The organism is Streptomyces sp. NPDC003023, assembly GCF_042888225.1.
Lineage (GTDB): Bacteria > Actinomycetota > Actinomycetes > Streptomycetales > Streptomycetaceae > Streptomyces.
In genome coordinates, this window is the sequence record NZ_JBIAPL010000001.1 from 1,390,071 (window position 1) to 1,402,503 (window position 12,433).

Genomic DNA, 12,433 nt, shown 5'->3' on the forward strand with positions numbered 1-12,433 from the left:
TCCGGCTTCCCCGCATCCGATAGCCTCTGCCGACACGCCGCCGCCCGTCCACCGGGCAGGGCCGCCGTGCTCCCGCACCATCAGCTCCAAGGAGTGAGTTCGTCTGTCGACCGTCATCCTCACCGGTCCGCCGGTACCCGGATCGTCGCTCGAGGGCGATCTGCGGTCGCTGGGCTTCGACGTGCGGGTCGCAGGCGGACCCGAGCACATCGCCGAACTGGTCGCAGCCGTGGCCGGCACCGACCGGGTCGCCGTGGTCGACCCGCGCTTCGTGGGCCACGTCCACGCCCTGCGGCTGGCCCTGACCGATCCGCGTTTCCCCCTCGCCGCCGTCACCGGCGCGCTCACGGCCCGGCCGGCCGGCCGCGCTGCGCTGACCGCCGCGGTGCGAGCCGTCTGCGCGACGGTGCCCGCGGGAGCGGGAGCCGTCGGCGGTGACGGCGTCGTCGACACGGTGACCGCGGAGCTCGAGGCCCAGGGCGTGGACGTGCACCGCCCGGAACTGGGCTCGCTGGTCGCCGAGGTGCCCTCGGTCGCGGAGGAGCGGCACCGGGCGCGCGCCGCCGTGGAGGCCGTGGACGACGAGGCGGTACGGCTGCGCTCCGCCGTGAAGGCACGCGACGGCTTCTTCACCACCTTCTGCATCAGCCCGTACTCGCGCTACATCGCCCGCTGGTGCGCCCGGCGCGGGCTGACCCCGAACCAGGTCACCACGGCGTCGCTGCTCACAGCGCTGCTCGCGGCGGGCTGCGCGGCCACCGGCACCCGTGTCGGTTTCGTCGCGGCCGGCCTGCTGCTCCTGTTCTCCTTCGTACTGGACTGCACCGACGGGCAGCTCGCCCGTTACTCCCTGCAGTACTCGACGATGGGCGCCTGGCTCGACGCCACCTTCGACCGCGCCAAGGAGTACGCGTACTACGCGGGCCTCGCCCTGGGCGCCGCCCGCGGCGGTGACGACGTATGGGCGCTCGCGCTCGCGGCGATGGTCCTGCAGACCTGCCGCCATGTCGTCGACTTCTCGTTCAACGAGGCCAACCACGACGCGACCGCGAACACCAGTCCGACCGCGGCGCTGTCCAGCAAGCTCGACAGCGTCGGCTGGACGGTGTGGGTGCGCCGGATGATCGTGCTGCCGATCGGTGAGCGCTGGGCGATGATCGCCGTGCTCACCGCCGTGACCACTCCGCGCATCGTCTTCTACGCGCTGCTCGTCGGCTGTTCGCTCGCCGCCTGCTACACCAGCGCCGGCCGGGTGCTGCGCTCGCTGACCCGCAGGGCGCACCGCACGGACCGCGCGGCCCAGGCGCTCGCCGACCTCGCGGACTCCGGTCCGCTCGCCGGAGCAGTCGCCGGCGCCGCCGCCAAGGGTGTGCGCTTTCTGCCCGGCCCGGTCCCGCTCGCGGCCGCGGTCGCCGGCGCCACCGCGGTCCTGGTCGCCGCGATCTTCGCCGGACACGGCTCGGTCTGGCCCGCCGTGGCAGCCGTGCTGTATGTCATCACGTCCGGCATCGCCGTCGCCCGCCCCCTCACGGGCGCCCTCGACTGGCTCGTCCCACCCGTCTTCCGGGCCGCCGAGTACGGCACGATCCTCGCCCTGGCCGCCGACGCCGGGGTGAACGGGGCGCTGCCGGCGGCTTTCGGTCTGGTTGCGGCTGTCGCCTACCATCACTACGACACCGTGTACCGCATCCGCGGCGGCACGGGCGCGCCTCCGCACTGGCTGGTGCGGGTGATCGGCGGGCACGAGGGACGGGTCCTGGCAGTCGCACTGCTCGCCGCCCTGCTGGACAACACGGACTTCACCATCGCGCTCACGGTCATCGCTGTGGCCGTGGCGCTCGTGGTGCTGGTCGAGAGCATCCGCTTCTGGGTGTCCTCGCAGGCACCCGCCGTACACGACGAAGGAGAACCCGCATGATTGGCCTCGTACTGGCAGCCGGTGCCGGACGGCGACTGCGTCCCTACACCGACACGCTTCCGAAGGCCCTCGTGCCCGTGGACGGCGAGACCACCGTCCTCGACCTGACGCTCGGCAACTTCGCCGAGATCGGACTCACCGAGGTCGCGATCGTGGTCGGGTACCGCAAGGAGGCCGTCTACGAGCGCAAGGCCGCCCTGGAGGCGAAGTACGGGCTGAAGCTCACCCTCGTCGACAACGACAAGGCGGAGGAGTGGAACAACGCCTACTCCCTGTGGTGCGCCCGTGACGTGCTGAAGGAGGGGGTCATCCTCGCCAACGGCGACACCGTGCACCCCGTCTCCGTCGAGAAGACCCTGCTGGCCGCGCGCGGCAACGGGCAGAAGATCATCCTCGCCCTCGACACGGTGAAGAGCCTCGCCGACGAGGAGATGAAGGTCATCACCGAGGGCGACAAGGGCGTGCAGCGGATCACCAAGCTGATGGACCCGGCCACCGCCACCGGTGAGTACATCGGTGTCACCCTCATCGAGCCCGATGCGGCCGCCGACCTGGCGGACGCGCTGAAGGTCACCTTCGAGCGCGACCCCGACCTGTACTACGAGGACGGCTACCAGGAGCTCGTGAACCGCGGCTTCAAGATCGACGTGGCTCCCATCGGCGACGTCAAGTGGGTCGAGATCGACAACCACGACGACCTCGCGAAGGGCCGTGAGATCGCGTGCCAGTACTGACCCGGCTCATTCCGTCGCCGGTCGTCGTCGACATCAACCGGGGCGCTCTCGAGGATCTGGCCGGCCTCCTGGCCGACCAGCGGATCTCCGCGTCCGGCAAGCTGGCCGTCGCGGCCAGCGCCGGCTCGGGCAGGAAGCTGCGCGAGAAGCTCGAGCCCGTACTCCCCGGTGCCGACTGGTACGAGGTCGCCGGCGGCACCATAGACGCCGCGGTCAAGCTCGCCGACGAGATCAAGGGCAGCCGCTACGACGCGGTTGTCGGCCTCGGCGGCGGCAAGATCATCGACGTGGCGAAGTACGCCGCGGCGCGGGTCGGCCTGCCTTTGGTCGCCGTCGCGACCAACCTGTCGCACGACGGCCTCTGCTCGCCGGTGTCCACGCTCGACAACGACAACGGCCGCGGCTCCTACGGCGTCCCGACGCCCATCGCCATGGTCATCGACCTCGACGTGATCCGTGACGCCCCGGTCCGCTTCGTGCGCTCCGGGATCGGCGACGCGATCTCCAACATCTCGGCCATCGCCGACTGGGAGCTCTCGCACAAGATCAACGGCGAGCCCGTGGACGGCCTCGCCGCCGCCATGGGGCGCATGGCGGGCGAGTCCGTGCTGCGCCACCCCGGCGGCGTCGGGGACGACGAGTTCCTCACCGTGCTCGCCGAGGCCCTGGTGCTGACCGGTATCGCCATGTCGATCAGCGGCGACTCCCGACCCGCCTCCGGCGCCTGCCACGAGATCAGCCACGCCTTCGACCTGCTCTACCCCAAGCGGGCCGCCAGCCACGGCGAGCAGTGCGGTCTCGGCGCGGCCTTCGCCATGCACCTGCGCGGTGCCCACGACGAGGCGGGGCTGTTCGCGGAGGTGCTGCGCCGGCACGGCCTGCCGGTGCTGCCGGCGGAGATCGGCTTCTCCACGGAGGAGTTCGTGCGCGCCGTGGCGTACGCGCCGCAGACCCGCCCGGGGCGTTTCACCATCCTCGAGCACCTTGCCCTCACCGACGACCAGATCAGGGACGCGTACGCCGACTATGCCAAGACCATCGGTAGCTGAACTCCGCCCGGTCGTTCACCCCGCCGGGGTGAAGGACCGGCGCAGCGGTGAGCACTGGGCCGGGCGCCTGTACATGCGGGAGATCTCGCTGCGCGTCGACCGCTACCTGGTGAACACCAAGGTCACGCCCAACCAGCTGACCTACGTGATGACGCTCGCCGGCGTCCTCGCCGCCCCGGCCCTGCTGGTTCCCGGTGTCTGGGGGGCCGTGCTCGGCGTGGTGGCGGTGCAGCTCTACCTGCTGCTCGACTGCGTCGACGGGGAGATAGCGCGCTGGAAGCAGCAGTTCTCGCTCTCCGGGGTGTACCTGGACCGCGTGGGCGCCTACCTGTGCGACGCCGCGGTGCTGGTCGGCTTCGGCCTGCGCGCCGCGGACCTGTGGGGCAGCGGCCGGATCGACTGGCTGTGGGCTTTTCTCGGCACCCTCGCCGCGCTCGGCGCGATCCTGATCAAGGCGGAGACCGACCTGGTCGGCGTCGCGCGGCACCAGGGCGGGAAGCCGCCGGTGAAGGAGGCCGCGGCCGAGCCGCGCTCGTCCGGCATGGCGCTCGCCCGCCGGGCCGCCGCCGCGCTGAAGTTCCACCGGCTGGTCCTCGGCATCGAGGCGTCGCTGCTCATCCTGCTGCTTGCCGTCCTCGACCAGGTCCGGGGCGACCTGTTCTTCTCCCGTCTCGGCGTCGCCGTGCTGGCCGGCATCGCGCTGCTGCAGACACTGCTGCACCTGGTCTCCATCCTGGCCTCGAGCAGGCTGAAATGACCGCTTCACTGAAACTGGGCGCCGTCGTGATCACGATGGGCACCAGGCCCGACGAGCTGCGTGCCCTCCTCGACTCGGTCGCGAAGCAGGACGGCGACCCGATCGAGGTGGTCGTCGTCGGCAACGGCGCCCCCGTGGTGGACGTGCCCGAGGGCGTGCGCACCGTGGACCTGCCGGAGAACCTGGGCATTCCGGGCGGCCGCAACGTCGGCATCGACGCGTTCGGGCCCGGCGGCTCGGACGTCGACGTCCTGCTCTTCCTCGACGACGACGGGCTCCTGCCCGACGCCGGCACCGCGCGACTGGTCCGCGAGGCCTTCGACGCGGACCCCGGACTGGGCATCGTCAGCTTCCGTATCGCCGACCCCGAGACCGGGCTCACCCAGCGCCGCCACGTTCCCCGGCTGCGCGCCTCCGACCCCATGCGCTCCTCGCGCGTCACCACTTTCCTGGGCGGCGCCAACGCCGTGCGCACGAAGGTCCTCGGCCAGGTCGGCGGGCTTCCGGACGAGTTCTTCTACGCCCACGAGGAGACGGATCTCGCCTGGCGCGCGCTGGACGCCGGCTGGTCCATCGAATACCGCGCGGACATGCTCCTGCTGCACCCGACGATGCCGCCGTCCCGGCACGCGGTCTACCACCGCATGGTGGCCCGCAACCGCGTGTGGGTCGCGCGGCGCAACCTGCCCGCGCCGCTGGTGCCGCTCTACCTCGGCGTGTGGATTCTCCTCACCCTGGTCCGCCGCCCGTCGCTGCCCGCGCTCAAGGCCTGGTTCGGCGGTTTCAAGGAGGGCTGGAGCACCCCCTGCGGACCGCGCCGCCCCATGAAGTGGCGTACCGTATGGCGACTCACCAGGCTGGGCCGACCTCCTGTTATCTGACAAGCTCGGCTCTGGGAACATCTGGGCGGCAGCCCATCGGGCCGCGCCTCGAATCGCCGCGCATCTTGAACACGAAAGTTTCAACTTGTGAGTGACACAACCCATGACGGTGCCATCACGATGAGCCCGACGCCGTCACCCGACGACGGCCTCTCTCCGTCACAGCTCGCCGACAAGTACGGATTGTCGGTGAGCGGCGCCCGACCCGGTCTGGCCGTGTACGTCAAGGAGCTGTGGGGCAGGCGCCACTTCATTCTCGCCTTCTCGCGGGCCAAGCTGGTGGCGCAGTACAGCCAGGCGAAGCTGGGGCAGATCTGGCAGGTGGCCACCCCACTGCTCAACGCCCTGGTCTACTACCTGATCTTCGGCCTCATCCTGAACGCCGGCCGTGGCATGGGCAAGGAGGTGTACATCCCCTTCCTGGTGATGGGGATCTTCGTCTTCACCTTCACCCAGAGCTCGGTGATGGCCGGCGTCCGCGCGATCTCCGGCAACCTCGGGCTGGTGCGCGCCCTCCACTTCCCGCGCGCCTCGCTGCCGATCGCGTTCTCCCTGCAGCAGCTCCAGCAGCTGATGTACTCGATGGTCGTCGTGTTCGCCGTTGCCGTCGCCTTCGGCAACTATCCGCAACTGTCGTGGCTGCTCGTCGTCCCTGCGCTGTTCCTGCAGTTCGTCTTCAACACCGGCCTGGCGATGATCATGGCCCGCGCGGGTGCGAAGACGCCCGACCTCGCGCAGCTGATGCCCTTCGTCATGCGGACGTGGATGTACGCCTCCGGTGTGCTGTTCTCCATCGGGGAGTACCTGAAGGACCAGCCGACCTGGGTCGCGGACGTGCTCCTGTGGAACCCGGCCGCCATCTACATGGACCTGATCCGCTTCGCGCTGATCGACGGTTACGGCTCCGAGTTCCTGCCCCCGCACGTCTGGGCCTTCGCGCTCGGCTGGGCCGCGCTCTTCGGCATCGGTGGCTTCGTGTACTTCTGGAAGGCTGAGGAGCGGTACGGTCGTGGCTGAGAATAATCAGGGGCGCGTCCCGACGGTCATCGCCGACGACGTCCACATCGTCTACCGGGTCAACGCGGGCGGTGGCGGCAAGGGCAGCGCCACGGCGGCGCTGAGCCGGATCCTGGGACGGGACAAGGGCGAGTCCCGCGGCGTGCGCAAGGTCCACGCCGTACGGGGGGTCACCTTCACCGCCTACCGCGGCGAGGCGATCGGCCTGATCGGATCCAACGGTTCCGGCAAGTCGACCCTGCTCCGTGCCATCGCGGGTCTGCTGCCCGCGGAGAGCGGCAAGGTCTACACCGACGGCCAGCCCTCGCTGCTCGGTGTGAACGCGGCCCTCATGAACGACCTGACCGGTGAACGCAACGTCATACTCGGCGGCCTGGCCATGGGTATGTCGCGCGAGGAGATCCGCGAGCGCTACCAGGGCATCGTCGACTTCTCCGGCATCAACGAGAAGGGCGACTTCATCACCCTGCCGATGCGCACGTACTCCTCCGGCATGGCGGCCAGGCTCCGCTTCTCCATCGCCGCGGCGAAGGACCATGACGTGCTGATGATCGACGAGGCGCTGGCCACCGGTGACCGGCGCTTCCAGATCCGCTCGGAGGAGCGCATCAGGGAGCTCCGCAAGGAGGCCGGCACGGTGTTCCTGGTGAGCCACAGCAACAAGTCGATCAGGGACACCTGTGACCGCGTCCTGTGGCTGGAGAAGGGCGAACTGCTGATGGACGGTCCCACCGACGAGGTCGTCAAGGCGTACGAGAAGGAGACGGGCAGGTAGTCCGGCTCCGGCCCGGCCCGCAATGGCCCCCGCCCGGCCCGTGAGGCCCCCGCCCGGCGACCGGTGGGGGCCTTCGTGTGCGGCCCGCGGCACGGGGCCGTCGGCGGAAAGGTCGGCCAAGTGCCCTGCGCTGCCGCACGGTTGGGCCGGATCGCCGTGTTGTTCCGACGGGGGCGGCACCCGGGGGCACCGCCGGGCGTTGTGCAACGTAAGCTGTACCGGTATTGATCACGGCAAGTCGGGTGATATGCCGTGGGCCGACCGGTCGAGTCCGTCGTCGCCGACAGGCGGGCACGGGTGCGGTATGTGGCGGCGTGTCCGAAATGGGATGCATTGCGTTGGCAGTGTAGAACGGGAGATGTGACGGCCATGACGGGAAATCTCCAGCTCGTAGAGCTTCTCGCCGTCCTCCGTCCCGGCGGTGCGCGGTGACGGCCGCCCCGCACGCGCACGCGCGCGACACCGCCGGCGCCACACTCGACAAGGCCGCCCAGGAGAACTTCCCCGTCGCACCCTTCTTCCTGCCCCGGGCCTGGCGCGACGACCTCATGGCCGTCTACGGATACGCCCGCCTCGTCGACGACATCGGCGACGGCGACCTCGCGCCGGGCGGCGCGGACGCCCGCCACCTCGGTGTGGACCCCGAACACGCCGGCGACCGGCTCACCCTGCTCGACGCCTTCGAGACCGACCTGCACCGCGTCTTCGGCCCCGCCGACGAGAGCCCGCACCACCCCCTGCTCCGCGCCCTGCGGCCCACGGTCCACCGCCGCGCGCTCACCCCGGAGCCGTTCCTCGCCCTGATCGGCGCCAACCGGCAGGACCAGCTCGTACGGCGCTACGAGACCTACGACGACCTGCTCGCCTACTGTGCGCTGTCGGCCGACCCCGTCGGGCGGCTGGTGCTCGCGATCACCGGCACCACGAGCCCAGAACGCGTGCGCCGCTCCGACGCGGTGTGCACCGGGCTGCAGATCGTCGAGCACCTCCAGGACGTCGCGGAGGACCTGGCGCGCGACCGCGTCTACCTGCCCGCAGAGGACATGAAACGTTTCCACGTCGGCGAGCCCGACCTCGCCGCGCCGACAGCGAACGCCTCGGTGCGCGCCCTTGTCGCCTACGAGGCGCAGCGCGCCCGCGCACTGCTGGACGAGGGGCTGCCGCTGGTCGCGAGTGTCGACGGCAGGCTGCGGCTGCTGCTGGCGGGTTTCGTCGCCGGTGGGCGTGCCGCTCTCTCGGCGATCGCCGCGGCCGGACATGATGTGCTGCCCGGACCGCCCAGAGCGACGAAGGCGAATCTGCTGCGTGAAGTGGGAGCCGTCTTGCGAAGAGCGCGAAGAGAGGGATGAGCCGGACGATGCAGGGACCGACCGAGGTGCCCGCGCCCGTGCAGGCCGCGTACAGCTACTGCGAGGCCGTCACCGGGCAGCAGGCCCGCAACTTCGCCTACGGCATCAGGCTGTTGCCGACGGACAGGCGCCAGGCCATGTCGGCGCTCTACGCGTTCTCCCGGCGCGTCGACGACATCGGCGACGGCACGCTGGAGCCGCAGGCCAAGCAGGAACGGCTCGAGGGGACGCGCGAACTGCTCGACCGCATCAGGCGGGGCGCCGTCGACGACGACGACACCGACCCCGTCGCCGTGGCGCTGTCGGACGCCGCGCGCCGCTTCCCCCTCCCGCTGGGCGGGCTGGACGAGCTCATCGACGGCGTCCTGATGGACGTGCGCGGCGAGACCTACGAGACGTGGGACGACCTCAAGGCGTACTGCCGGTGCGTCGCCGGCGCCATCGGGAGGCTCTCCCTCGGCGTGTTCGGCGTCCAGCCCGGCGCACGCGGCGCGGACCGCGCCTCCGAGTACGCCGACACGCTGGGCCTCGCGCTCCAACTGACCAACATCCTCAGGGACGTTCGCGAGGACGCCGCCAACGGACGCGTCTACCTGCCGGCGGACGACCTCGCCAAGTTCGGCTGCACCGACGGCTTCCACAGCACGGCCCCGGCGCCTGGCGCCGACTTCGACGGCCTGGTCCACTTCGAAGTGCGCCGTGCCAGGGCCCTGTTCGCGGAGGGATACCGCCTGCTGCCCATGCTCGACCGGCGCAGCGGTGCGTGCGTCGCGGCCATGGCCGGGATCTACCGCCGCCTCCTCGACCGCATCGAGCGCGACCCCGCGGCCGTACTCCGCGGCCGCGTCTCCCTGCCGGGGCACGAGAAGGCCTACGTCGCCGTCCGCGGCCTGTCCGGCCTGGACGCCCGCCGACACCACGGGGGGCGCCGGTGACCCGCCTGCCCGTCAGACACCGGGACGTTCCACGAGCGCCGTCCGCTTCCGACGGTTCCCCGGCCCCGGCCTTGGCCACCACCACGCCCGGCACGCGTCCCGCCCCCAAGCGCGCCGCTGCCTCGTCCGCGACGCATGCTCTGTGCCGCCCGTCGGGCGGGCCGGAGCCGTCGCCCACGGTGGCAGCCCGGCTGCCCGTCGGCGCGTCTCCGGCGTGGTCCGGCTCGCGCCGTGCGGTGTGGTGGTCGCCGGTGGCGACCCGGCCGTTCGTTGCGGCGTCCCTGGTGTGGCCCGGTTCGCGCCGTGCGGTGTCGTCGCCTGCGGTGGCAACCCGGCTGCCCGTCGCCGCGTCTGTGAGGGTGGCCCTCCGGGCGTGCCCCGACAGCGACGTCCCCCGTCAGCGGGACTGCTGCCGCGACAACCCCGCCGCGGTGCCTCCGGGCCCGCTCCGCTCGATGTCCGCGCTCCGCACGAGGGAGGCGATCGCATGACGGACCCCGGCATCACCGACTCACGGCAGGCCGCCGCCGTCGTCGTCGGCGGCGGCATCGCGGGAGTGACCGCCGCGCTCCAGCTCGCCGACGCCGGCGTACGGGTCACCCTGCTCGAGAGCCGCCCACGGCTCGGCGGGCTGGTTTTCTCCTTCCGTCGCGGCGACCTCACCGTGGACAACGGCCAGCACGTCTATCTGCGCTGCTGCACCGCCTACCGCTGGTTCCTCGACCGGATCGGCGGCGCCGGTCTCGCCCCCGTCCAGGACCGCCTGGACGTGCCCGTGCTCGACGTCGCGGCGAAGGGCGGTCCCCGGCTCGGCCGCCTGCGGCGCACCGCGCTGCCCGTGCCGCTCCATCTCGCCGCGAGCCTCGCCGGTTATCCGCATCTGTCCTTCGCGGAGCGGGCGGGCGTCGGACGGGCCGCGCTCGCGCTCCGCAGGCTCGACCCCGCCGACCCGGCCCTGGACGGCATCGACTTCGCCACCTGGCTCGGCCGCCACGGCCAGTCGCCGCGCGCGGTGGCGGCCCTGTGGGACCTCGTCGGCGTGGCGACCCTCAACGCGAGGGCCGCGGAGGCGTCCATGGGGCTCGCCGCCATGGTCTTCAGGACCGGGCTGCTCTCGGAGCCCGGCGCCGCCGACATCGGCTGGTCCCGTGTGCCGCTCGGCGAACTGCACGACACGCTTGCCCGCAAGGCCCTCGACTCAGCGGGGGTGCGCACCGAACTGTCCACCCGCGTACGGGAGATCGACCGGACGGCGGACGGCCGCTGGCGGGTCGAGGCGGACGGTGAGCAACTGGACGCCGACACCGTCGTGCTCGCCGTCGCGCAGCGCGAGGCCCACGCCCTGCTCCCCGCCGGAGCCCTGGAGGACCCGGACCGGCTGCTCGACATCGGCACCGCCCCGATCCTCAACGTCCATGTGCTGTACGACCGCAAGGTGCTGCGCCGCCCGTTCTTCGCCGCACTCGGGACGCCCGTCCAGTGGGTCTTCGACCGCACGGAGGCATCCGGGGTGAAGGAGGGCCAGTATCTGGCGGTCTCCCAGTCGGCCGTGCACAGCGAGATCGACGAACCCGTCTCCGTACTGCGGAAGAGGTATCTGCCCGAGCTGGAGCGGCTGTTGCCCGCCGCGCGCGGTGCCGTGGTACGGGACTTCTTCGTCACCCGTGAACGCACGGCGACCTTCGCGCCTTCCCCCGGCGTCGGCCGGCTGCGGCCGGATGCGCACACACGTGCCCCCGGCCTGTACCTTGCAGGCGCGTGGACTGCCACGGGCTGGCCCGCGACCATGGAGGGCGCCGTGCGCAGCGGGTTCAGTGCCGCCGGTGCTGCGCTCTCCGCGCTCGGCCGCCGCCATGAACATCCGCTCAAGGAGGCGGCGTGAGCACCAGTACTGGAACCAGAGGAGAAAGCGTGCCGACAGTGCACTCGGCGTATCCGGCTGACGACACCGCACACAGCGCGGAGAGCATCGACATCTCCGAACTGCTGGAGCGCGGGCGGACCTTGTCGACGCCGGTGCTGCGCGCCGTCGTCGACCGGCTCGCGCCGCCCATGAACACCGTCGCCGCCTACCACTTCGGCTGGATCGACGCCCAGGGACGGCCCTCCGACGGCGACGGCGGCAAGGCCGTCCGCCCGGCACTCGCGCTGCTGTCCGCCGAGGCCGCGGGCGCGTCCCCCGAGGTCGGCGTCCCCGGTGCGGTCGCCGTCGAGCTCGTGCACAACTTCTCACTCCTGCACGACGACCTGATGGACGGCGACGAGCAGCGCCGCCACCGGGACACGGTGTGGAAGGTGCACGGGCCCGCTCAGGCGATCCTCGTCGGCGACGCCCTGTTCGCCCTGGCGAACGAGGTGCTGCTGGAGATCGGCACCGTGGAGGCCGGCCGGGCGGCCCGCCGGCTGACGACCGCGAGCCGCAAGCTCATCGACGGCCAGGCCCAGGACATCTCCTACGAGCACCGTGAGCGGGTCACCGTCGAGGAGTGCCTGGAGATGGAGGGCAACAAGACCGGCGCACTGCTGGCCTGCGCCGTCTCCATCGGCGCGGTGCTCGGCGGGGCGGACGACCGCACCGCCGACAGGCTGGAGATGTACGGCTACCACCTCGGCCTCGCCTTCCAGGCGGTCGACGACCTGCTCGGCATCTGGGGCGACCCGGTCGCCACCGGCAAGCAGACCTGGAGCGACCTGCGGCAGCGCAAGAAGTCCCTGCCGGTCGTCGCGGCCCTCGCGGCAGACGGCCCGGCCTCCGAGCGGCTCGGCGAACTGCTCGCCGCCGACGCGAAGAGCAGCGACTTCGACAGTTTCTCCGAGGAGGAGTTCGCCGCCCGGGCGGCTCTGATCGAGGAGGCCGGCGGACGCGAGTGGACGTACCAGGAGGCCCGCCGCCAGCACGCCGTCGCGATCGAGGCCCTGGGCGGCGTCGACATGCCCGAGCGCGTCCGCGCACAGCTCGTGGCGCTCGCCGACTTCGTCGTCGTACGGAAGAGGTGATCGCCATCGCCGGCGACACCA

The 12,433-nt window shown here is 71.6% G+C and carries 11 protein-coding genes; all 11 read left to right on the forward strand.

Annotated elements, in window-relative coordinates:
• The first annotated feature begins 103 nt into the window (after window positions 1–103).
• The 11 genes from ACFYV1_RS05905 to ACFYV1_RS05955 all read left to right on the forward strand — a co-directional run bounded on the left by ACFYV1_RS05905 (window position 104) and on the right by ACFYV1_RS05955 (window position 12,412).
• Window positions 104–1,918 (forward strand): DUF5941 domain-containing protein, encoded by a 1,815-nt coding sequence (locus tag ACFYV1_RS05905; RefSeq protein WP_389394582.1) that lies wholly within the window; start codon window positions 104–106, stop codon window positions 1,916–1,918.
• Window positions 1,915–2,652 carry a sugar phosphate nucleotidyltransferase gene (locus tag ACFYV1_RS05910; protein ID WP_389394110.1) on the forward strand — a complete coding sequence of 246 codons (738 nt, stop codon included), beginning with the start codon at window positions 1,915–1,917 and terminating at the stop codon, window positions 2,650–2,652. Before ACFYV1_RS05905 ends, ACFYV1_RS05910 begins: the two co-directional genes overlap by 4 nt.
• On the forward strand, window positions 2,640–3,701 hold the full coding sequence (locus ACFYV1_RS05915; RefSeq protein ID WP_389394111.1) for an iron-containing alcohol dehydrogenase family protein: 1,062 nt from the start codon (window positions 2,640–2,642) through the stop codon (window positions 3,699–3,701). The genes ACFYV1_RS05910 and ACFYV1_RS05915 overlap by 13 nt, the downstream gene beginning before the upstream one ends.
• Window positions 3,679–4,458 (forward strand): CDP-alcohol phosphatidyltransferase family protein, encoded by a 780-nt coding sequence (locus ACFYV1_RS05920; protein ID WP_389394112.1) that lies wholly within the window; start codon window positions 3,679–3,681, stop codon window positions 4,456–4,458. The genes ACFYV1_RS05915 and ACFYV1_RS05920 overlap by 23 nt, the downstream gene beginning before the upstream one ends.
• Window positions 4,455–5,339, forward strand: coding sequence for a glycosyltransferase family 2 protein (locus tag ACFYV1_RS05925; RefSeq protein ID WP_389394113.1), 885 nt, complete (start codon window positions 4,455–4,457; stop codon window positions 5,337–5,339). The genes ACFYV1_RS05920 and ACFYV1_RS05925 overlap by 4 nt, the downstream gene beginning before the upstream one ends.
• 87 nt (window positions 5,340–5,426) lie before the next feature.
• Window positions 5,427–6,356 (forward strand): ABC transporter permease, encoded by a 930-nt coding sequence (locus tag ACFYV1_RS05930; protein ID WP_389394114.1) that lies wholly within the window; start codon window positions 5,427–5,429, stop codon window positions 6,354–6,356.
• Entirely contained in the window at window positions 6,349–7,131 is a 783-nt protein-coding gene (locus ACFYV1_RS05935) for an ABC transporter ATP-binding protein (RefSeq protein ID WP_389394115.1), read from the forward strand. The genes ACFYV1_RS05930 and ACFYV1_RS05935 overlap by 8 nt, the downstream gene beginning before the upstream one ends.
• 428 nt (window positions 7,132–7,559) lie before the next feature.
• The gene (hpnC, locus tag ACFYV1_RS05940; protein WP_389394116.1) at window positions 7,560–8,480 is read left to right on the forward strand and encodes a squalene synthase HpnC; all 921 of its coding nucleotides are present in this window, start codon (window positions 7,560–7,562) and stop codon (window positions 8,478–8,480) included.
• The gene (gene hpnD / locus ACFYV1_RS05945) at window positions 8,477–9,415 is read left to right on the forward strand and encodes a presqualene diphosphate synthase HpnD (protein ID WP_389394117.1); all 939 of its coding nucleotides are present in this window, start codon (window positions 8,477–8,479) and stop codon (window positions 9,413–9,415) included. The genes hpnC and hpnD overlap by 4 nt, the downstream gene beginning before the upstream one ends.
• Window positions 9,416–9,902: 487 nt before the next feature.
• On the forward strand, window positions 9,903–11,297 hold the full coding sequence (gene hpnE / locus ACFYV1_RS05950) for a hydroxysqualene dehydroxylase HpnE (protein ID WP_389394118.1): 1,395 nt from the start codon (window positions 9,903–9,905) through the stop codon (window positions 11,295–11,297).
• Between the two features lie 38 nt (window positions 11,298–11,335).
• A complete protein-coding gene (locus ACFYV1_RS05955) occupies window positions 11,336–12,412 on the forward strand; it encodes a polyprenyl synthetase family protein (protein ID WP_389394583.1) in 1,077 nt (358 codons plus the stop codon).
• Window positions 12,413–12,433 lie beyond the last annotated feature (21 nt).

Bases quoted from the DNA above. Each gene is read 5' to 3' on its own strand.
- ACFYV1_RS05910 (WP_389394110.1), top strand. From the start codon at position 1,915: ATGATTGGCCTCGTACTGGCAGCCGGTGCCGGACGGCGACTGCGTCCC.
- ACFYV1_RS05920 (WP_389394112.1), top strand. From the start codon at position 3,679: ATGCCAAGACCATCGGTAGCTGAACTCCGCCCGGTCGTTCACCCCGCC.
- ACFYV1_RS05925 (WP_389394113.1), top strand. From the start codon at position 4,455: ATGACCGCTTCACTGAAACTGGGCGCCGTCGTGATCACGATGGGCACC.
- hpnD (WP_389394117.1), top strand. From the start codon at position 8,477: ATGAGCCGGACGATGCAGGGACCGACCGAGGTGCCCGCGCCCGTGCAG.
- hpnE (WP_389394118.1), top strand. From the start codon at position 9,903: ATGACGGACCCCGGCATCACCGACTCACGGCAGGCCGCCGCCGTCGTC.